Origin of the sequence: Aeromonas sp. MR19 (genome assembly GCF_963899305.1) — a bacterium.
Lineage (GTDB): Bacteria > Pseudomonadota > Gammaproteobacteria > Enterobacterales > Aeromonadaceae > Aeromonas > Aeromonas bestiarum.
Genome location: NZ_CAWQWZ010000050.1, coordinates 97,420 through 123,065, shown reverse-complemented (window position 1 = coordinate 123,065; position 25,646 = coordinate 97,420). Strand labels below are relative to the sequence as shown.

The window sequence follows — 25,646 nt, the reverse complement described above, 5'->3', positions numbered from 1 at the left end:
ACCCTGAGGGGTAGACAAAGATGCCATGGCCCTGAGTCAGTGGCAGGGATAGGAATAGGGACATGAATAAAGAAAGCGGCTGACAGCCAGGTCACCCAAGGCTGGTCATTGCCGGGCTGCTGCACACCAGACGGCACATAAGCAACAGGCTGCCCCAAGGCAACCTGTCTGGCTGAGCGCAACCTCTGCGATCAGCGAAGCGGCATGTTGCCACGCCTCAGAACAGCTTCACCTTGCTCTGACCCAGCGCGTTGAACAGGGCGGGAGTCAGGGTTTCCATGTTGCTGTAAAAACCGAGTCGCTGGCAGAGCAGATAGGTCTGCTCGGTCGCCTCCATCAGGAAGGCCTGACTGTAGGCATCCCCCGCCGCCTCGGGGCGGCCATCCAGCTCAGCCAGCTTGCCGAGCAGTATGTGATAGAGCACTGAGCGGCCCCGGCTGGCTGCCTGCGCCAGCAGGCGATTCGCCTGCTGCTGCTGACCGTCCAGTATGGCCTGCAGGGTCAGCGCCTCCCATACCCGCGCCGGCAGCAGGCCGCCGTCCTGCACCAGACTGGCCAGATGGGTGCCTATCCCCTGCAACCGCTCACTCTCGGACTGACCGGCCAGGGTTGCCAGCGCCTCCCCCGCCAGATAGCGCTCCGCCAGCAGCAGCGGCTGATCCGGTTGGCTTGCGAGGGACTTGTCGAGCAGATCGATGCCGCGCTTGAGCGCCACCGTATCCTGGCTGTTGGTGTAGTAGTGCGCCTCCATCATGGCCATCAGGGCGGCATCGTCGGTGGGCCAGCCCATCCCGGGCAAGGCGTCCGGCTGATCGAGGGCGCGCAGCAGATCCTGGCTGCTCGCCTGCAGCACGGCATGGACGTTGTGGCGACTGAGCTGATACTGGTGGCTGAACAGCACACGGTTGGTGTTGATGTTGCGGTATTCCAGATCCAGATAGGTGCCGCCGGGCTGACGGGAAACCCGTACGCTCAGCTCCTTGCCGGGCAATATGCCCCCCATCAGGGTATTGGCGCCGTACTGCACCCGCAGCGGCGTGGCGGCCGCCACCTCTCCCATCAGGGCACGGGTGATGCCGTCGGCCAGGCGCACGTTCTCGTTGTCACCCTCCATGCCGGAGTGAAAGCGAAACACCAGCAGGTTTGGATCCAGCATCGAGTGCACCTGGGGACTGGTGTGCTGGTAGCTGAGCAGGCTGACGATGGTGACCAGGATGACGGCCACGAAGATGTCGAAACTGATCATCTTCCAGCGGCTGCGGCCGTCCTGGGCCCGGGTCGAGATGGCGCGGGTCAGGGGACCGGCCGGGAAGGGGGCCACACCACTGATCGCTTCCTCATCCTCGTCATCGGCAGGCGGGCTCAGGTCGGAGAGGGTCGAGTTGGCCGTCGGAGCTGACCGGGCATCCGCCATCACCACGGAAACCACCTGCAAAGGTTGCAATGGCCGTACCGGCGCCACCAGCTTGTAGCCACGCTTGGGCACTGTGATGATGTAGTCGGTTGCATCAAAGCGACCATCTTTGAGGATCTTGCGCAGCTCGAAGATGGACTGGGTGACCACCTGATCGGTCACTTCGGCCCCGTCCCACACCTCGTTGATCAGGGAGTCGCGAGCGAACACTGTGCCGGCATTGCTCGCCAGAAACCGCAACAGATTGACCAGCCTGGGCTCGAGGTAGACCTCGCGATCGGGGCGACACAGCATGTTGTCGTCAACGCTCAGGGTCCAGTCATGGATCTCAAAAACCGATTCGCTCATGATTCACTCGCTGCAGATGAAGACGATGCACGATGAGAGTGACGCAAGACCAGAGGCAGGCGGAACCGGGAAAACAGTGTCGCCGAAACAGTGAACATGCCTGAGGGTCAATCCAGTTTACGTCTGAAGGGCATCCTTGCGGGTATTCCAATCGGGCCGATCGGAAGCTGTCACTTTAAGCAAAACGGGAGCGGGATCCCACTTTTTTTGGCCACTAACCGCCGCTCAGTTGATCCGACACGGGGGTTTTCGGCAAACATCGTGCCAACTGGTATCCATATGAAGAGTATTTATCCCGGACCAAAAAAGAAGGCCCCCGCAATGCGGGGGCCTTCTGGCATGTCGGAATGAAGCCGGTGCTTAGCAGTAGCCGTAGCCCATCAGGCGCTGGTAGCGCTGCTCCAGCAGCTGATCGGTCTCGAGCGGACGCAAGGCGTTCAGATCCTGCTTGATGCGAGCCTTGAGGCCCTTGGCCATCTTCTCCACATCGCGGTGAGCGCCACCGAGCGGCTCCTCGACTATGTTGTCGATGAGTTTCAGCTCCTTCAGGCGCTGGGCCGTGATGCCCATGGCATCGGCCGCGACCGGCGCCTTGTCGGCGCTCTTCCACAGGATGGAAGCACACCCTTCCGGCGAGATGACGGAGTAGGTGGAGTACTGCAGCATGTTGACGCGATCCCCGACGCCTATGGCCAGGGCGCCGCCCGAGCCACCTTCACCGATGACGGTGCAGACCACCGGCACGGTCAGACCGGCCATGACCTTCAGGTTGCGGGCGATGGCCTCGGACTGGCCACGCTCCTCGGCACCTACGCCAGGGTAGGCACCCGGGGTGTCGATGAAGGTGATGATCGGCATCTTGAAGCGCTCGGCCATCTCCATCAGGCGCAGGGCCTTGCGGTACCCTTCCGGGCGCGGCATGCCGAAGTTGCGCTTGATCTTCTCCTTGGTCTCGCGACCCTTCTGGTGACCGATGATCATCACGGGCTCGCCGTCGAGACGGGCGATGCCGCCGACGATGGCCTTGTCATCCGCATAGGCGCGATCGCCAGCCAGCTCGTCGAAATCGGTGAAGATGTGCTCGATATAATCGAGGGTGTAAGGACGCTGAGGATGACGCGCCATCTGGGATACCTGCCAGGCCCCCAGATCGCCGAAGATCTTCTTGGTCAGCTCTTCGTTTTTCTTCTCCAGCCGGCGAATGTCTTCATTGAGATCGACAGCACTGTTGTGCTCACTCACATGACGGAGTTCATCAATCTGCGCCTGCAACTCGGCAATTGGCTGTTCAAAATCCAGAAAAAGACTCATAGGGCCTATAGATCCTCTAATCAAAAACCAATTCAACCCGCTCTCGTCCAAGCAGGACTCGCAAGTCATCTATCAGTTGATCGGTGGGCGTCACCCGCCACTCGGTACCGAGCGTCAATCGCACCCGGGAGCCGGGGCGACGATAGTTTACCTGAACCGGACAGACTCCGGCACGGGCGGGTTCCAAAATCTCGCACAAACGCGGGAAAAAGCGATCATCAATCCGCTGTTCATCGAGGGAGATGCGGATTGCCCTGGCAAAACGCTCCCTCGCATCGTTGATATCCAGTAATTCACGGGCCGACATTTTAAGGCCACCGGAGAAGTCATCAAAGCTGACCTGTCCAGAAACCACCAAAATACGGTCTTTTTGCATCAATTCTTCATATTTTTCCAGCGCCTCACTGAACAAGGTCACATCCAGACGGCCGGATCTGTCGTCCAGGGTGAAGATCCCCATCTTGTTGCCGCGCTTGGTCACCATGCTGCGGGCCGCGATCACCAGCCCCGCCGCCGTGGTCACGGTATCGCGGGAGGTGGGGTGCAGATCGCACAGGCGACCCGAGGTGTAGCGACGCAATTCGCCGCTGTACTGGTTGATGGGGTGGCCGGTCAGGTACAGGCCGAGCGTCTCGCGCTCCCCTTCCAGCCAGATCTTGTCAGGCCAGTGCGGCACGTTGGCGAACGCTTTCTTGACGTCGTCAATCTCCTGGGTCAGGACCCCAAACATGTCGACCTGGCCTACCGCCTGCGCCTTGGCGTGCTGCTCGGCGGCGCGCATCGCCTCCTCCAGCGTCGCCATCAGGGCGGCGCGGTGCGGGCCGAGCCTGTCCATGGCGCCGGAGAGAACGAGCTTTTCCATCACCCGCTTGTTGATCTTCTTGATGTCGACCCGGTTGCAGAAGTCGAACAGATCGCGGAAGGGCCCATCCTGATCCCGGGCGCTGAGAATGGCGTCGATGGGGCCTTCCCCCACCCCCTTCACGGCCCCGATACCGTAGACGATGTGGCCATCTTCGTTGACGCTGAAGCGGTAACGACCTGTATTCACGTCCGGCGGTATGACGGTGAGCCCCATCCGCTGGCACTCGTCCACCAGGGTCACTATCTTGTCGGTGTTGTCCATGTCGGCGGTCATGACCGCCGCCATGAACTCGGCCGGGAAGTGGGTCTTGAGCCAGAGCGTCTGATAGGAGACCAGCGCATAGGCGGCGGAGTGGGATTTGTTGAAGCCGTAGCCCGCAAACTTCTCCACCAGATCGAAGATCTTCACCGCCAGTTCGCCGTCGACGCCGTTCTTGACGGCGCCTTCCTCGAAGCCGGAGCGCTGCTTGGCCATCTCGGCCGGGTTCTTCTTGCCCATGGCCCGGCGCAGCATGTCCGCCCCACCGAGCGTATAGCCCGCCAGCACCTGGGCTATCTGCATCACCTGCTCCTGATAGAGGATGATGCCGTAGGTAGGCTCAAGGATTGGCTTGAGGCTCTCGTGCTGCCACTTCTCGTCCGGGTAGGAGATGGCCTCCTTGCCGTGCTTGCGCTCGATGAAGTTGTCCACCATACCCGACTGGAGCGGGCCCGGCCGGAACAGGGCCACCAGGGCTATCATGTCCTCGAAGCAGTCAGGCTGCAGCCGTTTGATGAGGTCCTTCATGCCGCGGGATTCGAGCTGGAATACCGCCGTGGTCTCGAACCGCTGCAGCAGATCGAACGACTTCTTGTCGTGGATCGGGATGGCGGCGATGTCGACCGGCGGCTTGCCCTCCTTGGCCAGGCGCGGGTTTATCATGCCGAGCGCCCAGTCGATGATGGTCAGGGTGCGCAGCCCCAGGAAGTCGAACTTCACCAAGCCGGCGTATTCCACGTCGTTCTTGTCGAACTGGGTGACAGGGTGATTGCCGGAGTCATCGCAATAGAGCGGCGCGAAGTCGGTGATCTTGGTGGGCGCTATCACCACGCCACCGGCGTGCTTGCCGGCGTTGCGCACCACCCCTTCCAGCCGGCGCGCCATGTCGATGAGGTCCTTGACCTCCTCGTCCTGCTCGTAGAGCTCGGGCAGCTTGGGCTCGGCCTCGAACGCCTTGGCGAGCGTCATGCCCGGATCCGGCGGTATCAGCTTGGAGATGCGATCGACAAAGCCATAGGCGTGGCCAAGCACCCGGCCCACGTCCCGCACCACCGCCTTGGCCGCCATGCTGCCGAAGGTGATGATCTGCGACACCGCATCCCGGCCATACATCTCGGAGACGTGCTCTATCACCTCGTCCCGTCTGTCCATGCAGAAGTCGACGTCGAAGTCGGGCATGGAGACCCGCTCGGGGTTGAGGAAGCGTTCGAACAGCAGGTCAAATTCCAGCGGATCGAGATCGGTGATCTTGAGCGCATAGGCCACGAGCGAGCCTGCCCCCGAGCCCCGGCCCGGCCCGACGGGGATGCCGTTGTCCTTGGACCACTGGATAAACTCCATCACTATGAGGAAGTAACCCGGGAAGCCCATCTGGTTGATCACCTTGAGCTCTATGTCGAGGCGCTCGTCGTACTCGCCGCGCTTGGCGACGCGAACCTCGGGATCAGGGAACAGGAAGGCGAGCCTGTCCTCCAGACCCTCCTTGGACTTCATTACCAGGAAGTCTTCGGTGGTCATGTCGCCGGTCGGGAAGTTCGGCAGAAAGTATTCACCCAGCCGCACAGTCACGTTGCAGCGCTTGGCGATCTCCACAGTGTTCTCCAGCGCCTCCGGGATGTCGGCAAACAGCTCGGCCATCTCCTCCTGGCTGCGCAGGTACTGCTGCGGGCTGTAACGGCGCGGGCGACGCTTGTCCATCAGGGTGTAGCCATCGTGGATGGCAACCCGGATCTCGTGGGCGTCGAAGTCTTCGGCGTTGAGGAACACCACCTCGTTGGTCGCCACCACCGGCAGCGCGAACTCGGTGGCGATGGCCACCGCCATGTGCAGATAGACCTCTTCGTCGGGTCGGCCGGTGCGCAGCAGATCCAGGTAGTAGGCGTCGGGGAAGTGGGTCCGGTAGAAGGCGAGGCACGACTCCGTCATCTGCCGGTTGCCCTTGAGCAGGAACTTGCCCACATCCCCCTCACGCCCGCCCGAAAGCACTATCACGCCCTTGGCGTGATCGGCGAGCCAGGCCCGGTCGATGACCGGGCGCCCCTGCACGTGGCCACGCTGATAGCCGCGGGAGATGAGCAGCGTGATGTTCTGGTAGCCGTCGTTGTCCATGGCCAGCAGAGTGAGGCGGAACTGCTCGTCACCGAGTTCCTCGCTCTGCACCCAGAAGTCGGCCCCGACGATGGGCTTGATGCCCTTGCCGTGGGCGGCGCCATAGAAGCGCACCAGGCCGCACATGTTCATCTGGTCGGTCAGCGCCAGCGCCGGCATGTTGTTGGCCGCTGCCGCCCCGACTATGGGGGCAATCTTCTGCAGGCCATCGACCATGGAGAAGTCGGAGTGGACCCGCAGGTGGATAAAACGGGGTTCAGCCATCGTCATACCCTCTCGTTGCACAGAGTGGCGTGCATGTCGTGATGCCGGCAGCTCTGCATGGTTTACTCGATCCCCAGTGCACGGCGCACCGGTTTGAAACTCTGCCGATACTCGGGCAGGGGGCCGCGCTCGGCAAGGATGGCAAGGTGCTCAGGGGTCGGATAGCCCTTGTGACGGGCGAAACCATACTCGGGATGACGGCTGTCCAGCTCGGTCATCTCCGCGTCGCGGGTCACCTTGGCCAGAATCGAGGCGGCGCTGATGGCGGCCACCAGGCTATCCCCCTTGACCACGGCGCGCGCCTCCATCGGCAAGCTTGGGCAGCGGTTGCCATCGATAAAGACCAGATCTGGGGTGATGGACAAGCCCGCCACGGCGCGCTGCATCGCCAGCATGGTGGCGTGCAGTATGTTGAGCTCGTCTATCTCCTCGGGCGTGGCACGACCTATGGCCCAGGCCAGCGCCTTGGCCTTGATCTCGTCAAACAGCGCCAGCCGTTTCTTCTCGGAGAGCTTCTTGGAGTCTGCCAGCCCGACAATGGGGTTGGCGGGATCCAGGATCACGGCGGCCGTGACCACGTCACCCACCAAGGGGCCACGCCCCACCTCGTCCACACCGGCAACCAGCCTGTCTTCGGGAATATCGATCATCATCTTGCAGCCTTGAATCAAAACAGGCCCCGCAGGGCCTGACATGGGGTCGATTAGCACAGCCCAATCGGCCGCCCGGAAATATTATCTGCCGAGCAGGTCGGCCACCGCATCGGCGGCCTGCACATCGGCGTTGCAGCGAATGCGCTGGTGCAGCCGGGTGAAGGTGGCGATGAGCTCGCGGTTGTCGTGTTCCAGCAGCTTGCTGACCTCTTCCACCAGATTGTCCGGGGTGCACTCGTGCTGGATAAGCTCGGGCACCAGCATCTGGTCGGCCAGCAGGTTGGGCAGGGACACATAGGCGGTCTTCACCAGCCGCTGGGCCAGCCAGTAACTGAAGGGTTTGAGCTTGTAACCCACCACCATGGGCTTTTTCACCAGCATGGCTTCCAGCGCGGCGGTACCGGAGGCGAGCAGCACGGCATCGGCGGCTATCATCGCCTCGCGCCCCTGCCCCTCCAGCAGCACCATGTCGAGATCCGGCGCCAGCTCGGCCTTGATGGCCATGAACTGCTCGCGCCGTTTGTCGTTGACCAGCGGCACTATGAAGCCGAGATCCGGGTAACGCACCGTCAGCCGCTTGCAGGCCTCGAGAAATACCGGTGACATGAAGCCCACCTCGGCGCTGCGACTGCCCGGCAGCACCGCCAGCCAGCGCCGGCCCGGGTCAATGCCCAGCGCCTGGCGCACCGCGGCCTGATCCGGCACCAGCGGAATATCGTCCGCCATGGTGTGGCCAACAAAGCGGCAAGGGGCATCGAAACGGTCGTAGAAGGCTTTCTCGAACGGCAGGAAGGCGAGCACCATGTCGGTGGCGGCCTTGATCTTGTGAATGCGGTTCTGACGCCAGGCCCAGACCGAGGGGCTGACGTAGTGAACCGTCTTGATACCGGCGCGGCGCAGTTTCAGCTCCACCCCGATATTGAAATCCGGTGCATCCACCCCGACGAAGATGTCGGGCGGATTGGCGATAAAATGGCGCAGCAGTTCGCGGCGGACCTTGAGGATGCGGGGCAGACGGCCAAGCACCTCTGTGATCCCCATGACGGAAAGCTCTTCCATCTCGAACAGGGCCTTGACGCCCAGAGCCTGCATCCGCGGCCCGGCGATCCCTTCAAACTGCGCGTCCGGATAGCGGCGCTGCAGTTCACGCACCAGCCCGGCGGCCAGGATGTCGCCGGAGGTCTCTCCGGCGACGATACCGATGCGAACGGGATCAGGCACGGATGATCCCGCGCTCGTTATCCTTGAGGAAATCCACGTAGAGCTGAACGGCCGGTTCGCTGGCCGCCATCTCGATCAGTACGGGCAATACCTCTTCGATGGTCTTGCCGGAGCGGAAGATCTCCTTGTAGGCACGCTTGACGGCCGAGATGGCCTCAGGGCTATAGCCGCGACGACGCAGGCCTTCGGAGTTGACCCCGAACGGCTTGGCATAGTTGCCGGCCGCCATCACGTAGGGCGGCACATCCTTGTTGAGGGCGGCGCAGCCACCGACGAAGGCGTGGGAGCCGACCCGACCAAACTGGTGGATCGCGGAGAGACCGCCAAAGATCACGAAATCGCCGATCACCACGTGGCCCGCCAGGGTCGCGTTGTTGGCGAAGATGCAGTTGTCACCGATGATGCAGTCATGGGCCACGTGCACGTTGACCATGAACAGGTTGCCGCTGCCCACCCTGGTCAGGGACTGATCCTGGATGGTGCCGCGGTGCACTGTGCAGTTCTCGCGAAAGACGTTGTTGTCGCCAATCTCGAGGAAGGTGCGCTCGCCGGCGTACTTCTTGTCCTGGCAATCCTCACCTATGGAGGTGTGCTGGAAGATCTTGTTGCCGCGACCTATCTTGGTCGGGCCCTTGATCACCACATGGGAGCCTATCCAGGTGTTTTCGCCGATTTCAACCTCGGCGCCGATGACAGAAAAGGGGCCGATTTCAGCCCCTTTACCGATCACGGCAGACTCATGGACGATGGCGGTATCGTGAATGATGGCAGTCTGGTCGATCACGTGTATTAAACCTCGCGTTTGGCGCACATCAGCTCGGCGGTACAGACCACTTCACCATCGACGGTGGCGACACCGGTGAACTTGGCGATACCGCGACGCTCTTTCAGGAACACCACGTCGAGCACCAGCTGATCGCCGGGGCCGACCGGACGCTTGAAACGAGCGTTATCGATTGAGGCAAAGTAATAGAGTTCGTTGGGGGACGGCTTGCCCACCATGGTGAACGCCAGGATACCGGTGGCCTGCGCCATGGCTTCCAGGATCAGTACGCCAGGGAACACCGGCTTGGCCGGGAAGTGCCCCTGGAAGATCGGCTCGTTGAACGAGACGTTCTTGATGGCGCGCAGGGTCTTGCGCTCGTCGCTGATCTCGTAGCTTTCCACCTTGTCCACCATCAGGAAGGGATAACGGTGGGGCAGCAGATCCATGATTTCCTGGATACCCAGGCTCTTCTTTTCAGTAGTCAAAACAGTACCCTATACCAATCGTGATTATTCTTGATCCAGCTTCTTCTCAAGCTTGCTCAACCGCTTGTGCATCTCTTCGATACGCATCACCCGGGCGGCGGTCTTGCGCCACTCTTTATTGGTTTGCAGGGGGATGCCGGAAGAGTAGACACCGGGCTCGGTAATGGGTCGCATCACCATGGCCATGCCGGTAATGGTGGCCTGATCGCAGATCTCCATGTGCCCGTTAAAGACGGAGGCGCCGCCAATGATACAGTATTTGCCGACCTTGAGACTACCAGCCATCACGGTCGCACCGGCCACGGCGGTGCCGTAACCGATCTCGACGTTGTGGGCGATCTGGCACTGGTTGTCGATGATGACGTTATCCGCGATGCGGGTATCTTCCAGCGCACCCCGGTCTATGGTGGTGCAGGCTCCGATCTCGACCCGGTTGCCTATGGTCACGCCACCGAGCTGGGGGATCTTGATCCACTCGCCACGCTCGTTGGCATAACCGAACCCATCGGCGCCGATCACTGTGCCGGCTTGAACCAGACAGTCGGTGCCCATGGTGATGTTGTGATACAGGGTGACGTTGGCCCACAACCGGGAGCGAGCTCCCAGTCGGGTATTCTTGCCAACAAAACAGCCTGGACCTATGCGCACGTCATCCCCCAGCACGACGCCGGATTCGATCACCGCATTGGCCCCGATGGCCACTCTCTCGCCCAGTTGCACGTCGGCCGCGATGACGGCGCTCGGATGGATATCCGTGGCCGGTTGCGGCGTGGTGTCCAGCAGTTGGGCTACCCGGGCGAACCCCACATAGGGGTCTTTGATCACCAGGGCATTGGTGGGACAAAAAGGCAAATCCGCTTCTGTAATGAGCACGGCCGTGGCCTCGCTCTGCTCCAGATAATGCCGGTACTTTTTATTGGACAGGAAGGTGATATCCCCCTTCCCGGCCTTTTCCAGTGTCGCTACCTTGCGGATTTCCAGGGTTCCGTCGCCATGGACCTGGGCCCCCAGTTGCTGGGCCAGCTGTGCGAGAGTGAATGCCATCAATTAGTTGCTCTTGCTTACCTGAGAAATAACCTGGGCAGAGATGTCCAGCTTGCTGGCGGCATACGGGGCGGCATTGCGCTCCAGCACCAGATCATAACCATTGCTCTTGGCGATGGAATCGATGGCAGCCTGTACCTTGGTCAGGATCTTGCCGCGCTCTTCGGACTGACGGCGACCGTTGTCCTGTTCGAACGCCTGACGCTTCTGGTTGAACTCCATCTGCAGCTTGGCCAGTTTCTCCTGGTTCTGCTTCTTCTGCTCGGCGCTCATGAAGGCTTCATCCTTCTTGAACTTCTCGACCAGCGCCTGACCGTCGGATTCCAGCTTCTGCAGCTCACGCATGCGCGGCTCGAATTCACCTTTCAGCTTCTTGGAGACTGCTTCACGCTGGGGCAGCTTTTGGAATACTTCGCCCATGTCGACCACGGCGATCTTGGTCTCGGCCAAGGCGGAGCCCATGCCGGCAGCCATCAGTGCAAAACTCAAACCAGCTACTTTCAACGCTTTATTCACACTTACTCCTTGTTCCCTCATGTGAGGGCTACCTGATTTACCTGATTATGCAAGTGGTACCCGGACCGACTTGTTACCTGGTGAGGCACGCAAGCTGCGCGTCCCATCATTGAATACCCCCACCGCCTGGGTGGGGGTGCGTCCGTCCTTAGAAGGTGCGGCCGATGTTGAATGAGAAGAACTCGGTGCGATCGCCCTCGTACTGCTTGAGCGGACGGGCAATCGCGAACACCAGGGGTCCCATGGGGGAGAGCCATTGCAGCGACAGACCGGCCGAGGCGCGGTAGTTGGTCGGATCCGAATAGTCGCTCAGATAGTTGCAACCACTGAAGCAGCGGTTCTGGTACTGGGCATAGTCGAAGGTGGTATCCCATACCGAACCTGCGTCGATGAAGAAGCTGGTACGCAGCTGGGGCTGATAGGTCTCTGACGCGAACGGCGTCGGCACTATCATCTCGAGGGATGCCACCGCCAGGGCGTTGCCGCCCACAGAGCTGTCGGTGCCCTGGATGACGTCGTTGCCGCTCAGGTTGTAGTAGTAGAGCGCCTTCGGACCCACTGTATTGCTCTTGAAGCCGCGCAGGGTATCGAAACCACCGGCGAAGTAGTTCTCGAAGAACGGCAGTACGTGGTCATAGTTGCCGTTGCTGCCGTAACCGTTGCCGTAGGAGGCGCGAGCCTTGGCCATCAGTACCCATTTGTGATCCGCATCGAACGGGAAGTAGTGCGCGTCTTCGGCGTTCAGCTTGAAATACTGCAGATCCATGCCCGGCACTGTCACCTTGGCGTTCACACGCTGGCGGTCACCCGCAGTCGGGAACATGCCCTTGTTGAGGGTGGAACGGGTCCAGCCGGCGGTGACGTCGACGGTGTTGAACACCATGCGGTTGTCGCCATCCTTGTTCTTGCTGTACACCTTCCAGAACTCATCCACCTGCAGATAGGGGTTGGGCTGGGACAGCTTGTTGTTCTCAAGGCCGAGGCTGAAGTCGAGGCGGTTGTTCTCGTTGACCGGGAAACCACTGGAGAGGCGGAAGCCGACTGTGGTGTTCTCGTAGTCGACTATGTTGGCGTCGGCCGCACTGAACTGGTTGTAGTAGAGACGACCACCCAGGCTGACTCCGTCCACGGTGAAGTAGGGATCGTTGTAGCTGAGGTCGACGCTCTTGGAGTACTTGTTGGTGCTGGCGGAGATGCCGATCTTCTTGCCGGTCCCCATGAAGTTGTCCTGCTGCAGGCCCGCCTGCAGGCTCAGGCCCGATTCGGTACCATAGCCCACGCCGGCGTTGATGGAGCCCGCTGGCTGCTCCTTGACCTTGAAGTCGAGATCGACCTGGTCATCGCTGCCCGGCACCCGTTTGGTGTCCACTTCCGCGGTTTCGAAGAAGCCGAGGCGGTTGAGACGGGTCTTGGACTGCTCGACGCTGTCGGAGGAGAGCCAGGTGCCTTCCATCTGACGCATCTCGCGACGCAGCACTTCATCCTTGGTGGTGACGTTGCCGCTGAAGTTGATGTTGCGCACATAGACACGGGGACCCGGCTCTATGTTGACGATCAGCTCCACTTCCTTGGTCTTGTCATTGACCTGGGGGAAGGTGACCACTTTCGGGTAGGCGTAGCCGTAACGGCCGAGGAACTTGGAGAGCACCTCTTCGGTATGGGTGACCTGGCTGGCGGAGTAGATGCTGCCGGCTTCGATGGGGATCAGGCCCTTCATCTCGCCGCCACGATCTATCATGTCGCCCTTGAGCTGAACGCCGGAGACCTTGTACTGATCCCCTTCCTTGACGTTCAGGGTCACGTAGACGCCCTTCTTGTCCGGGGTCATGGAGACCTGGGTCGACTCCTGGGCGAAACGGATGTAGCCGCGGTCCATGTAGTAGGAGCGCAGGGTCTCGATGTCACCGGCCAGTTTCTGCTTCTGGTAACGCTGATCGCCGGTGAAGTTCCACCAGGGCACATCGTCCTTGAGGGAGAGCTGGGCCAGCAGTTTCTCTTCCGGGAAGACGTTGTTGCCGACTATGTTGATCTGCTGGATCTTGGCCGCTTCCCCTTCCACGAAGGTGAACTTGAGGTCGACCCGGTTGCGCGGCAGCGGGGTGACGATGGCCTTGACCCTGGCGGAGTATTTGCCCACGCCGTAGTAGAAATCTTCCAGACCCTTCTCGAGGGAGCTCAGTACGGTGCGATCCAGGGGATCACCCACCCGGATGCCCGAGGACTCCAGGCTCTGGGTCAGCTGCTCTTCCTTGATATCCTTGTTGCCTGAAAACTCGATGCTGGAGATGGTCGGCCGCTCCTTGACCGCCACTTGCAGCACCTGACCGTCACGGTAAACCTTCACGTCCTCGAAGTTGCCGGAGGAGTAGAGCTTCTTGATGGCGTTGGCCAGGGTCACGGAATCGACGGTATCGCCAACCCGGATCGGCAGGTTCAACAGGGCGGCACCCAGCGTCACTCGCTGCAAGCCGTCGACCTGGATATCTTGCACCACAAAAGAGGCAGGGGCCGCCTGGGCCAGGAAACTGGCACCCAGCAGGCAACTCAACACCAATGCTTTTTTAACAGCCATTTTGTTCTTATGTGTCCTTGTTGATGCTCTGGCCTCAGAGGCGAGCGAAATCATTAAACAGCGCAATGCCCATCAGTAACATCAGAATGGCGGCGCCGATCCTGAAACCCACTTCCTGAATTTTTTCTGATACCGGCTTGCCGGTGACCGCCTCGATGAGGAAGTAGACCAGATGGCCACCATCCAGCACCGGCAGGGGAAACAGGTTGATGATCCCCAGGTTGACGCTGATCAGCGCCAGAAAGCCGAGGAAATAGACCAGACCGTAATCGGCACTGCTGCCTGCGCCCTTGGCAATGGAGATGGGGCCGCTCAGATTATCCAGCGAGACGATGCCACCAATCAGCTTGCCAATCATGTCAAAGGTCAGTGTGGTCAGGCTCCAGGTCTTCTGGGCTCCCTGCCACAGGGCTTGCAAAGGCCCATACTGTAACAGAATTCGATACTCATCCGGTAATGGAACCAGTTGCGGTGACAGGCCGACAAAACCAACCAGCTGGCCCCGCACTTTTTTCACATCCGGGGTCAGGGTCAGGGTCAGTTCGCTGCCCGCCCGCTCCACCACCAGCTGCAGTGGCTGCTCCGGAGACTGCTGCACCAGGAGCACGAACTGGGCCCACTCGGTGACCTCCTGCTCGCCCACCCGCTTGATGCGATCACCGACCAGAATGCCGGCCTTCTCGCTGGCACTCTTGGGCACTATGGCCTCGACCACGGGCAGCACCTTGCCGCCGAGGGGCACTATCCCCAGGCTGCCGATGGGTGACTCCTTGTCCGGATCGAACTGCCAGCCGGCAAGCTGCAGAGTCTTGTCCACCGCATAGCTGGTGTTGGCTGGCTTCAGCTTGAGCTGCACGGCATCATCGCCCAAGTGGCTGATGAGGGCATAGGTCACGCTCTCCCAGTCACCGGTCGCCTTGTCGCCGACACCGACGATCTCCATGCCGGGTTCGATCCCGGCCGCCGCCACTATGGAAGCGGGGCGCACCTCCCCCACCACGGGTTTGACGGCAGGAACGCCGATCATGAACATCAGCCAGAGGGCAAACAGGGCAAACACGAAGTTCGCCATGGGGCCCGCCGCCACTATGGCCATGCGTGCCCAGACACTCTTGTGGTTGAAGGCATGCTGCTCATCACCGGGTTTGAGCTCATCGACCCGGCCATCGAGCATCTTGACGTAGCCGCCGAGCGGGATCAGCGCCAGCACATACTCGGTGCCATCCTTGCCGACCCGGCGCCAGATGGCCTTGCCAAAACCGATGGAGAAGCGCTCGACCTTGACGCCACAGCGACGGGCCACCCAGAAGTGGCCGAATTCATGAACCGCCACCAGCAGCCCGAGGGCGACGATAAAGGCACCTATGTTCCACAACACGCCGCCCATCAGCCGATCACCTCGATATCATACCCATTCGAACAATCGAAGGAGGCAGTCATCAAGGCATGTTTGTCATTCCACAGCACAGCACTCATCAGTCAGCCACCTCGATTTCATGCATGGTCCGATACCCGAAGGCAAGGATGAAGGCAGCACAATGCCACGAAATACCACTCATCAGCTAAGCTCCTCAATCAAATTGTGAGCACGGGCACGGGCCGCACCATCCAGCGCAATCAAATCATCCAGTGAGCCCACGGCGGAACTACCCAGCGCCGCCATGATGGCCTCATTGACTCTGGCAATATCCATAAAACCGATCCGCTCTGCAAGGAAAGCCGCAACGGCCTCCTCGTTGGCGGCATTGAGCGCCGTGGTCGCCGCCTGCCCCTGCTGGCAGGCGTTCATGGCCAGTGCCAGGCAGGGATAACGCTCATAATCGGGCCGGATAAAGCTGAATTCTCCGACACTGAAGAAATCCAAAGGTTCCACCCCAGACTCAACACGAGCCGGATAGGCCAGGGCATGGGCTATGGGGGTGCACATGTCCGGGTTGCCAAGCTGGGCCAGCACCGAGCCGTCCTTGTACTGCACCATGGAGTGGATGACGGACTGGGGATGGATCACCACCTGGATCTGCTCGGGCGCAGCATTGAACAACCAGCGCGCCTCTATGTACTCCAGCCCCTTGTTGATCATGGTGGCGGAATCCACCGAGATCTTGGCCCCCATGGACCAGTTCGGGTGGGCGATGGCCTGGGCCGGCGTGACCCGCGCCAGTTCCTGAATGTCGGTGTAGCGGAACGGGCCGCCGGAGCCGGTCAGCAGTATCTTGCTGATGCCGGCTCCCGCCAGATCGCAGAAGCCGGGCTGACGCTGAATGACTTCGGGCAGACACTGGAAAATCGCGTTGTGCTCGCTGTCGATGGGCAGCAGCTCGGCGCCATGCTCGCGCACCGCCTCCATGAAGAAAGCGCCGGACATCACCAGCGCCTCCTTGTTGGCCAGCAGGATGCGCTTGCCGGCACGCACCGCGGCCATGGTGGGAGCCAGGCCCGCGGCACCGACGATGGCCGCCATCACGCTGTGAACATCGGGATGGGCTGCCACCTCGCACAGGGCGGCCTGACCGGACAGTACCCGGGTCACACTGCCATGGGCCTTGAGCCGGCCTGCCAGCATGGCGGCCGCGTCTTCATCCACCATGACGGCGAAGCGGGGGGAGAATTCGAGACAGTCGCGCAGCATGGCATCCACGCTGCGGGACGCCGTCAGCGCCAGAACTTGCCAACGGCCCGGATTCTGCCGCAGTACCTTGAGGGTGCTCTGACCGATGGAGCCGGAAGCTCCCAGGATCACCAGGTTATGCATCAACACTCCCGACTTGCTAACGAATGGATGGAGCCGAAAGCCTTCAAGATCATCAGACTATGCATCAAGACTCCCGACTTGCTAACGAATGAATGGAGCCGAAAGCCTTCAAGATCATCAGACTATGCATCAAGACTCCTGAACGAGTAACAGACTGACGGAGCCGGATGCTCCCGGGATCATCAGCGAGCGAGGCATCAGAATTCCTGGCTGAGCAACAGGTAGCTGAGCAGGAATACCGGCAGGGCGGCGGTCAGGCTGTCTATCCGGTCGAGAATACCGCCATGACCGGGCAGCAGGGTGCCGGAATCCTTGATGCCCGCCTCCCGCTTGAACATGCTCTCGGTCAGATCGCCGAGCACGGACGCCAGCACAGCCAGCAGGGAGCAGAACAGCACTATGGCCATCTTGGCGGGCACGAAGCCCATGAACCAGGTCACGGCAACGGCCAGCAGGCTGGCGGTAAACAGGCCGCCAACCATGCCTTCGATGGTTTTACCCGGGCTGACGGCCGGCGCCAGCTTGTGTTTGCCAAAGGCCTTGCCGAAAAAGTACGCGCCAGAATCTGCCGCCCAGACCAGCCCCATGACGAACAACAGGATCCAGGCCCCCATCATGGGGTCGTGATAGAAGTTGTAACCACGGATGGCCACCAGCGACCAGAAGAAGGGCACCAGGGTCACCAGACCGAACAGGGACTTGAGCCAGATGGACTCTTTCCACAGCTTGGCGCTCTGGGGATAACGCAATACCAGCAGCAGCCCCAGCAGCCACCAGCTGACCGCGGTCCAGAGCACGCCCATCACCAGCGGATGCAAGTGCGGGGTCCACAGCTGCTCGACCGGTAGCCAGAACAGGCTGGCACCGAGCAGCATACAGAACACCAGCGGCAGCCATTGCTGCGGCTGGGCAGAGACGAAGCCGCTCCACTCGCGGCTGGCCAACAGAAACACCAGGGCTGCCAACAGGGCAAAGAATTTCAACGGCAGAAAAAATAGCGCCCCCAACACCAGGGGAACCAGTAGCAATGCGGTAATAATTCGTTGTTTTAGCAAAAGAAACCTCTCTCTTGGGAGGGGGTTTAGCCGGTCTGATGCTCGGCGATCAATTCCCGTATCTGTTCACCCGTACACCCGAAGCGACGCTCGCGGGCAACGAAAGAGGCAACGGCCTCACTGAACTCGGCCTCGTTGAAATCGGGCCACAATACCGGGGTAAAATAGAGCTCGGCATAGGCGAGCTGCCATAACACAAAATTGCTGATGCGATGATCGCCACCGGTCCGGATCAACAGATCCACGGGGGGCAGGTCGGCCATGCAGACTTGCCCGGCCAGCAGGGACTCATCAATGGCATCGGCGTCCAGCTCGCCCGCCGCCACGGCACGGGCCAGTTTACGGGCCGCCTGGGCGATATCCCACTGACCACCGTAATTGGCGGCAATATTGAGGGTCAGCCCCTGGTTGTCGGCGGTCAGGGCCTCAGCCTTGGCGATCTTGGCCTGCAAGCGTTCACTGAAGCGGGCGGTATCACCGATCACCTTGAGCCGGATCCCGTTGCTGTGCAGTTTCTTGACCTCACGGCCCAGCACAGTCAGGAACAGCTCCATCAGGGCACTGACCTCCCCTTCCGGCCGCCGCCAGTTCTCACTGGAGAAGGCAAACAGGGTCAACGCCTCTATCTTGGCGCGCGCGGCAAAGGTCACCGCCTCACGAACGGACTTCACGCCCGCCTTGTGACCATAGACCCGCATCTTGCCACGGTTCTGAGCCCAGCGTCCGTTGCCATCCATGATGATGGCCACATGACGAGGCAAGGACGAGTTGGCACAATCACCTAACGCTGCCAAAAGCGACATTCATTTCTCCCACAAAGACAAAAGCGCCGTGCAGGGGCACTACACGGCGCTCGTAATATACCTGTCAGAGGCTTAGATTTCCATTAGCTCCTTTTCCTTCGCGGCCAGGGCGTCATCCACCAGCTTGATGAAGGCATCGGTGAGTTTCTGGATCTCTTCCTGGGCACGACGGTCGTCGTCTTCGGAGATCTCTTTGTCCTTGAGCAGCGCTTTGAAGTCGGCGTTGGCATCGCGACGGATGTTGCGCACGGCCACACGGGCACCTTCGGCTTCGGCACGGACGATCTTGGTCAGATCGCGGCGACGCTCTTCGGTCAGCGGCGGCAACGGCACGCGCAGGGTCTGGCCGTTGCTGGACGGGTTCAGGCCCAGATCTGAGGTCAGGATTGCCTTCTCTACCGCCTGGATCATGGAGCGGTCAAAAATGGAGATGGACAGGGTACGAGCATCTTCTGCCACCACGTTGGCCAACTGTTTCAGAGGAGTGGCAGCACCGTAATACTCAACCTGGATACCGTCGAGCAGGCTCGGGTGAGCACGGCCGGTACGGATCTTGGACATCTGGGTCTTGAGCGACTCTACGCTCTTGGCCATGCGGTCCTTGGCGTCGTTTTTAATCTCGTTGATCACAGTGGTTTTCCTTTTGGCGAACGAGCCGCCACGCGGCTCGTGTCTATCATATTTATTTGCTGGCGTAATGAATAAGAGCGCCTTCCAGCCTGATCTCTTGTCTTACTTGCCGATGTGGTGGATCAGGGTGCCTTCCGGCTCACCCATGATAACCCGACGCAGCGCACCCGGTTTGTTCATGTTGAACACGCGGATCGGCAGATCATGGTCACGGGCCAGAGTAAAAGCAGCAAGATCCATCACTTTGAGTTCTTTTTCAAGAACTTCATCATAACTCAATTCATGGTACAGCACGGCATCCGGGTTCTTGACCGGATCATCCGTGAATACGCCATCGACCTTGGTGGCTTTCAGCACCACGTCGGCTTCGATCTCGATCCCGCGCAGGCAGGCCGCGGAGTCGGTGGTAAAGAAGGGGTTGCCGGTACCGGCAGAGAAGATCACTACCTTGCCGGCGCGCAGCTGGCTGATGGCCTCGGCCCAGCTATAGGAATCGCAGACGCCCTGCAGGGAGATGGCAGACATCAGACGGGCATTCACATAAGCACGATGCAGGGCATCACGCATGGCCAGACCGTTCATCACGGTGGCCAGCATACCCATGTGGTCGCCCACCACGCGGTTCATGCCCGCTTTGGCAAGACCGGCACCACGGAACAGGTTGCCGCCACCGATGACCAGACCGACCTGAACACCCAGCTCAACCAGTTCTTTGATCTCTTGGGCCATCCGCTCCAGCACCGCCGGATCAATGCCAAAACCCTCGGATCCTTGCAGGGCTTCACCACTCAACTTCAGAAGAACACGTCTGTATGCAGGCTTGGGATTGGTACTCATGTCACTGATTCCTGGTCATATAAAGACCGCGACATAAGTCGCGGTCTGGGGAAACGGAAAAACCGGTTCGGTTAGGCCTTCTGAGCGGCCGCGATTTGGGCTGCCACTTCAGCAGCGAAATCGGTCTCTTGCTTCTCGATGCCTTCGCCCACTTCGAAACGGGTGAAGGAGACAACGTCAGCGCCTTCTTTCTTCAGCAGCTCGGCAACCGTCATGGAAGGATCCTTCACGAACGGCTGACCAGTCAGGGAAACCTCACCGGTGAACTTCTTCATGCGGCCTTCAACCATCTTCTCGGCGATCTCTTTCGGCTTGCCGGAGTTGATGGCGATGTCGATCTGAATTTCGCGCTCTTTGGCAACGACTTCAGCAGACACGTCTTCAGGCTTGACGAATTGCGGGCTGTTGGCTGCAACGTGCATGGCCAGATCTTTGGCCAGCTCGGCGGAACCACCGGTCAGCTTGGTGATAACACCAATGCGGGAACCGTGAACGTAGGTGCCCAGGTTGTCACCTTCAACCAGCATCACGCGACGCAGGTTCATGTTCTCACCGATCTTGGCGATCAGGTTGGTGATGGTCAGCTCGATGGACTCACCGTTGCCGAAATCGGTCGCTTTCAGGGCGTCGACGTCAGCAATTTTCTGGGTCGCGGCGATATCGGCGATCTTCTGGCCCATTGCCATGAAGCTGGCATCTTTGGCGACGAAGTCGGTTTCGCTGTTCAGCTCGATCATGGCAGCAATGTTGCCTTCGGTACGGGCGAAAATCACGCCTTCAGCAGCGATACGGCCTGCTTTCTTGGCGGCTTTGGCCTGACCGGATTTGCGCATGTTCTCGATTGCCAGCTCGATATCACCAGCAGCTTCTTCCAGTGCTTTTTTGCAATCCATCATGCCAGCGGCGGTGCGCTCGCGCAGTTCTTTTACCAGGGCGGCAGTAACGTTAGCCATGTCCAGTATCCTCGGTCTTGAATTGACAAGAAACAGGGGCCACAAGGGCCCCTGCTAACCAATTACATCAGCTTGGTTAATAAGGGCTTTTCAGTCCTTATCAATTACTCAGCTTCAACGAAGCCATCTTGTTCGGCTTGAACAACGATGTCCTGAGCGCGAGCTTCCAGTACGGTGTCAGCAGCAGCATTCAGATACAGCTGTACGGCACGGATAGCATCGTCGTTACCCGGGATGACGTAATCAACGCCGTCCGGGTTGGAGTTGGTATCAACGATGGAAACTACCGGGATACCCAGGTTGTTGGCTTCTTTGATAGCGATGTGCTCGTGGTCGGCATCGACAACGAACAGCACGTCAGGCAGGCCGCCCATGTTCTTGATACCACCCAGGCTCTTCTCCAGCTTGTCCATTTCGCGAGTACGCATCAGCGCCTCTTTCTTGGTCAGCTTTTCGAAGGTACCGTCCTGGCTCTGGGTTTCCAGATCTTTCAGGCGCTTGATGGACTGACGAACGGTTTTCCAGTTGGTCAGCATGCCACCCAACCAGCGGTGGTTGACATAGAACTGGTCGCAACGATCAGCGGCATCTTTTACGGCTTCAGACGCGGCACGCTTGGTACCTACGAACAGTACCTTGCCTTTCTTGGCAGCTACGGAGCTGATGAAGTTCATGGCATCGTCAAACATCGGAACGGTTTTTTCCAAGTTGATGATGTGAACCTTGCTGCGGGCACCGAAGATGTAGGACTTCATTTTCGGGTTCCAGTAACGAGTCTGGTGACCGAAGTGAACGCCGGCTTGCAGCATGTCGCGCATAGAAACTTTAGCCATTTTATACCTCTGTATTGGGGTTAGGCCTCCACACATCCCATGTAACCGACCCCAAAGGGGCACCCCGGTACAGGTGTCGATGTGTGTGTGTTATTGAGTAAGGGTGATGAAATGCGGACGCAAGTTCCCCATTCCGGCGCGCTTTATACCATAACTTTGGTCAGGACACCACCGGCCGGGGTGCTAAAAATGGATCCCTGTAGTGGATGCCGGGCAGAGGATTTGACGTTGTGATGACAATCACACTGGAAGTAAACGGGGGTTGGGGATAAAATTTTGGCCTGATTGCAAACGCATCTATTTTTCATTACCTGATTGTTGGGCATCGACAGGATGCGCAGTCAGGCCCCAAGAGAGATCCCATGTCCATTAAAATCAAGACACCGGAAGAGATTGAAAAGATGCGCGTTGCCGGCCAGCTGGCCGCCGATGTGCTGATCATGATAGCCCCCCACGTCAAGGCAGGCGTCACCACAGACGAGCTGAACACCCTGTGCCACGACTATATCGTCGACGTGCAGCAGGCGATCCCGGCCCCGCTCAACTACCACGGCTTCCCCAAGTCCATCTGTACCTCGGTGAACGACGTCATCTGTCACGGCATCCCCAACCACAAGAAATTGCGGGAAGGGGACATCATCAACCTGGACATCACAGTCATCAAGGATGGCTACCACGGCGACACCTCCGCCATGTTCATCGTGGGTGAGACCACACCGCTGCGTCGCCAGCTGTGCAAGGTTGCCCAGGAGAGCCTGTACGCCGCCATCAAACAGGTGCGCCCAGGCATGTGCATCACAGAGATTGGCGCCCTGATCCAGCCCATCGTCGAGAAGGCCGGCTTCTCGGTGGTACGCGACTACTGTGGCCACGGCATCGGCAGCGAATTCCACGAGGAACCGCAGATCCTGCACTACCGCAACGGCGGCAAGCAGGAGCTCAAGCCGGGCATGTGCTTCACCATAGAGCCCATGGTCAACAGCAAGAAGTATCACTGCCGCATCAACCCGAAAGATGGCTGGACCGTGACCACCAAGGATGGCGGCGACTCAGCCCAGTGGGAACACACCCTGCTGGTGACCGAGGATGGCTGCGAGGTGCTCACCCTGCGCCCCGATGACACCATCGACCGCATTATCCGCCACGTTTGACATTCAGCCCCGGCCACACGCCGGGGTTGATCTTTATCCGGCCAGACCGAGAGTGTGAGATGCCATGGATGCCAGCCTGCTTTCCCCCCATCTGTTACCCGACGATCAGCTCACCCGCGAGAACTGCAAAGAGTATCTGAGCCGTTTTCTCGGCTGGCTGCACGCCCGTTTCGATGCCGGTGACAACATCATAGAACTGGTGGCCACCCGCTCCGAATACATGGATGAGCTGCTGACCCGGCTGTGGCAGAAGTTCGGCTTCGACAAGACGGCGCTCACCCTGATCGCGGTGGGCGGTTATGGCCGGGGCGAGCTGCACCCCCACTCCGACATAGACCTGCTGATCCTCTATGAAGGAGAAGAGCTGGACGAGGTGCTGGGGCTGCGCATCGGCGAGTTCATCACCTTGCTGTGGGATCTCAAGCTGGAGGTGGGCCAGGCGGTACGCAACGTGGCCGAATGCATAGAGCAGGGCCGCGCCGACATCACGGTCGCCACCAACCTGATCGAGGCGCGCTATATCACCGGCCGCCAGGCGGGTTTCCAGCAACTCAAGGAGGCGACCGGCCCCCAGCTCTTCTGGCCGAGCGAGCAGTTCTTCCAGGCCAAGCGCGAAGAGCAGGCCCTGCGCCATCAGCAATTTCAGGGGACCGCCTACAAGCTGGAGCCGGATCTCAAGAGCAATCCGGGCGGACTGCGGGACATCCAGACCCTGGCCTGGGTCGCCCGCCGCCACTTCGGCGCCACCACCTTGTTCGAGATGACCAGCCACGGCTTTCTCAACCGGGCCGAATACCGCGAGCTGCTCGACTGCCAGAATTTCCTGTGGAAGGTGCGCTTCGCCCTGCACATGGCCATCAACAAGGGCGACAACCGGCTGCTGTTCGACCGCCAGCGCACCGTGGCCCAGATGCTGGGGTTCGAGGGGGACGGCAACAGCCCGGTCGAGCAGATGATGAAACGCTTCTATCAGACGGTGCGGCGGGTCTCGGAGCTCAACGAGATGCTGCTGCAGCTGTTTGACGAGGCTATTCTCGGCAACACCGCCATGGACGTGCGCCGCCTCTCCGACGAATTCCAGCTGCGGGGTCGCCTCATCGATGCGGTGGATTCCGAGCTGTTTGGCCGCGAGCCCGCCGCCATACTGCGGCTCTTCTACCAGATAGCCCAGCATCCCGAGATTGCCGGCATCCACTCCGCCACCCTGCGCCAGCTGCGCGAGGCGCGCCGCAAGCTCAACTGCTGGCTGCAGGACCTGCCCGAGTGCCGGCGCCTGTTCATGGCGCTGCTGCGCCATCCCAACGGCATAGGCCAGCCGCTCTCCCTGATGCACAAATACGGCATCCTCGCGGCCTATTTGCCCCAGTGGAACCTCATCGTCGGCCAGATGCAGTTCGACATGTTTCACGCCTACACGGTCGATGAGCACACCCACCGGCTGCTCAAGAACATCCACCAGTTTCCCAATCCGGCCAGCCGCCAGACCCACCCGCTCTGTCACGAGGTGTTCACCCGGCTGCGCAAGCCGGAGCTGCTCAGCATCGCCGCCCTGTTTCACGACATCGCAAAGGGCCGGCGCGGGGATCACTCCGAACTCGGCGCCGTCGATGCACTGGAGTTTTGTCAGTTGCACGGTCTGGATCGCTACGAGAGCCGGCTGGTCGCCTGGCTGGTGCGCCACCACCTGCTGATGTCGGTCACCGCCCAGCGCCGCGACATCTACGACCCCGAAGTGGTCACCGACTTTGCCCAGAAGGTGCGAGACGAGCAGCATCTCGACCTTATCTACTGCCTGACGGTGGCCGACATCTGCGCCACCAACGACACCCTCTGGAACGACTGGAAAGGCACACTGCTGCGCGAACTCTACTTCGCCACCCAGAAGGCGCTGCGCCAGGGGCTGGAAAACCCGCCCGACATGCGGCTGCGCATTCGCGAGAACCAGCGCCAGGCCAAGCAGATCCTGGCTCAGCGGGACGTACCGGAAGAGGCCATCAACCAGCTGTGGAGCGACTTCAAGGCCGACTACTTCCTGCGCCACAGCCCGGAGCAGATCGCCTGGCACTGTCGCAAGATCATCGAGCATGGCGACAACCCGGCCCCGCTGGTGATCATCGGCAAGCATCCGACCCGGGGGGGCAGCGAGGTGTTCATCTACTGCCGCGACACCCCGAATCTGTTCGCCACCGTGGCCTCGGCGCTGGATCAGAAGAACCTCAACATCCACGATGCCCAGATCATGAATTCGCGCAGCGACTATGTGCTGGATACCTTCGTGGTGCTGGAGCCGAGCGGCGAGCCCATCAGCCCCAACCGCACCGCCACCATCAAGAAGGCGCTGGAGAAGGCCTTGCAGGAGCCGGGCAAGCTGGTGCTGCGCAACAAGCCGCTGTCACGGCGCCACCGCCAGTTCAGCGTACCAACCCGTGCGGTGTTTTTGCCCCACAAGGGGGAGACCCGCCACACCCTGCTGGAGCTGACGGCGCTGGATACCCCTGGCCTGCTGGCCCGCATCGGTGCCGTGTTCCAGCAGTGCGGCCTGTCGCTCCATGCCGCCAAGATCACCACCATAGGCGAGCGGGTGGAGGACTTCTTCAGTCTCACCACTCTCGCGGGCGAACCCTTGACCCAGGACGAGCAGCTCGCGCTGGAAGAGCGGCTGGTAAATCAGCTCAATCCCCAGGAGTCGGCCGACGAGGAGGGCAGCGACAAGCCGGCGAAAGGCCTCACAAGGCGCCTTTCATCATCCTGATTTATCAAGCAGAACAAATGGTTGGACCACTCAAGCACAATAAATCAGCGTTCC

General features: G+C 60.3%; 20 protein-coding genes. 2 read left to right on the top strand and 18 right to left on the bottom strand.

Features of this window, described 5'->3' with window-relative positions; translation table 11 throughout:
- Positions 1 to 217: 217 nt before the first annotated feature.
- The 18 genes from cadC to rpsB form a co-directional block, all read right to left on the bottom strand.
- On the bottom strand, positions 218 to 1,762 hold the full coding sequence (gene cadC / locus AACQ95_RS17745) for a lysine decarboxylation/transport transcriptional activator CadC (protein ID WP_241279214.1): 1,545 nt from the start codon (positions 1,760 to 1,762) through the stop codon (positions 218 to 220).
- A 360-nt stretch (positions 1,763 to 2,122) separates the two neighbouring features.
- Positions 2,123 to 3,073: an acetyl-CoA carboxylase carboxyl transferase subunit alpha gene (gene accA / locus AACQ95_RS17740; protein WP_241279213.1), complete on the bottom strand. Its 951-nt coding sequence runs from the start codon at positions 3,071 to 3,073 to the stop codon at positions 2,123 to 2,125.
- Positions 3,074 to 3,089: 16 nt separating this feature from the next.
- Positions 3,090 to 6,569: a DNA polymerase III subunit alpha gene (dnaE, locus tag AACQ95_RS17735; protein WP_241279284.1), complete on the bottom strand. Its 3,480-nt coding sequence runs from the start codon at positions 6,567 to 6,569 to the stop codon at positions 3,090 to 3,092.
- 62 nt (positions 6,570 to 6,631) lie between these two features.
- Positions 6,632 to 7,222 carry a ribonuclease HII gene (rnhB, locus tag AACQ95_RS17730; RefSeq protein WP_156994823.1) on the bottom strand — a complete coding sequence of 197 codons (591 nt, stop codon included), beginning with the start codon at positions 7,220 to 7,222 and terminating at the stop codon, positions 6,632 to 6,634.
- 81 nt (positions 7,223 to 7,303) lie between these two features.
- Positions 7,304 to 8,443 carry a lipid-A-disaccharide synthase gene (lpxB, locus tag AACQ95_RS17725; protein WP_241279212.1) on the bottom strand — a complete coding sequence of 380 codons (1,140 nt, stop codon included), beginning with the start codon at positions 8,441 to 8,443 and terminating at the stop codon, positions 7,304 to 7,306.
- Positions 8,436 to 9,227 (bottom strand): acyl-ACP--UDP-N-acetylglucosamine O-acyltransferase, encoded by a 792-nt coding sequence (gene lpxA / locus AACQ95_RS17720; protein ID WP_241279211.1) that lies wholly within the window; start codon positions 9,225 to 9,227, stop codon positions 8,436 to 8,438. Before lpxA ends, lpxB begins: the two co-directional genes overlap by 8 nt.
- Before the next feature lie 5 nt (positions 9,228 to 9,232).
- Complete coding sequence (gene fabZ / locus AACQ95_RS17715) at positions 9,233 to 9,694, bottom strand: 3-hydroxyacyl-ACP dehydratase FabZ (protein WP_042038166.1); 462 nt, start codon at positions 9,692 to 9,694, stop codon at positions 9,233 to 9,235.
- A 24-nt stretch (positions 9,695 to 9,718) separates the two neighbouring features.
- A complete protein-coding gene (lpxD, locus tag AACQ95_RS17710; protein ID WP_241279210.1) occupies positions 9,719 to 10,738 on the bottom strand; it encodes a UDP-3-O-(3-hydroxymyristoyl)glucosamine N-acyltransferase in 1,020 nt (339 codons plus the stop codon).
- 3 nt (positions 10,739 to 10,741) lie between these two features.
- Positions 10,742 to 11,254, bottom strand: coding sequence for an OmpH family outer membrane protein (locus AACQ95_RS17705; RefSeq protein ID WP_042867201.1), 513 nt, complete (start codon positions 11,252 to 11,254; stop codon positions 10,742 to 10,744).
- 148 nt (positions 11,255 to 11,402) lie between these two features.
- Positions 11,403 to 13,826, bottom strand: coding sequence for an outer membrane protein assembly factor BamA (bamA, locus tag AACQ95_RS17700; RefSeq protein ID WP_043134488.1), 2,424 nt, complete (start codon positions 13,824 to 13,826; stop codon positions 11,403 to 11,405).
- A gap of 34 nt (positions 13,827 to 13,860) precedes the next feature.
- On the bottom strand, positions 13,861 to 15,213 hold the full coding sequence (gene rseP, locus AACQ95_RS17695; RefSeq protein ID WP_241279209.1) for a sigma E protease regulator RseP: 1,353 nt from the start codon (positions 15,211 to 15,213) through the stop codon (positions 13,861 to 13,863).
- Positions 15,214 to 15,384: 171 nt separating this feature from the next.
- On the bottom strand, positions 15,385 to 16,578 hold the full coding sequence (ispC, locus tag AACQ95_RS17690) for a 1-deoxy-D-xylulose-5-phosphate reductoisomerase (RefSeq protein WP_098984762.1): 1,194 nt from the start codon (positions 16,576 to 16,578) through the stop codon (positions 15,385 to 15,387).
- 197 nt (positions 16,579 to 16,775) lie between these two features.
- Positions 16,776 to 17,633, bottom strand: a complete 858-nt coding sequence (locus tag AACQ95_RS17685) for a phosphatidate cytidylyltransferase (RefSeq protein WP_241279208.1) — start codon at positions 17,631 to 17,633, stop codon at positions 16,776 to 16,778.
- 26 nt (positions 17,634 to 17,659) lie between these two features.
- Entirely contained in the window at positions 17,660 to 18,436 is a 777-nt protein-coding gene (gene uppS / locus AACQ95_RS17680; protein WP_098984764.1) for a polyprenyl diphosphate synthase, read from the bottom strand.
- Positions 18,437 to 18,508: 72 nt separating this feature from the next.
- Positions 18,509 to 19,066, bottom strand: a complete 558-nt coding sequence (frr, locus tag AACQ95_RS17675) for a ribosome recycling factor (RefSeq protein ID WP_043134480.1) — start codon at positions 19,064 to 19,066, stop codon at positions 18,509 to 18,511.
- 102 nt (positions 19,067 to 19,168) lie between these two features.
- On the bottom strand, positions 19,169 to 19,903 hold the full coding sequence (gene pyrH, locus AACQ95_RS17670) for a UMP kinase (RefSeq protein ID WP_042038153.1): 735 nt from the start codon (positions 19,901 to 19,903) through the stop codon (positions 19,169 to 19,171).
- Positions 19,904 to 19,974: 71 nt separating this feature from the next.
- Positions 19,975 to 20,856, bottom strand: coding sequence for a translation elongation factor Ts (gene tsf / locus AACQ95_RS17665; protein ID WP_042038148.1), 882 nt, complete (start codon positions 20,854 to 20,856; stop codon positions 19,975 to 19,977).
- A 104-nt stretch (positions 20,857 to 20,960) separates the two neighbouring features.
- Positions 20,961 to 21,689, bottom strand: a complete 729-nt coding sequence (gene rpsB, locus AACQ95_RS17660) for a 30S ribosomal protein S2 (protein WP_042867194.1) — start codon at positions 21,687 to 21,689, stop codon at positions 20,961 to 20,963.
- A gap of 362 nt (positions 21,690 to 22,051) precedes the next feature.
- Between rpsB and map the strand changes: the two genes are divergently transcribed.
- Positions 22,052 to 22,840 carry a type I methionyl aminopeptidase gene (map, locus tag AACQ95_RS17655; protein ID WP_241279207.1) on the top strand — a complete coding sequence of 263 codons (789 nt, stop codon included), beginning with the start codon at positions 22,052 to 22,054 and terminating at the stop codon, positions 22,838 to 22,840.
- Positions 22,841 to 22,904: 64 nt separating this feature from the next.
- The gene (glnD, locus tag AACQ95_RS17650; protein ID WP_241279206.1) at positions 22,905 to 25,592 is read left to right on the top strand and encodes a bifunctional uridylyltransferase/uridylyl-removing protein GlnD; all 2,688 of its coding nucleotides are present in this window, start codon (positions 22,905 to 22,907) and stop codon (positions 25,590 to 25,592) included.
- Positions 25,593 to 25,646: the final 54 nt, after the last annotated feature.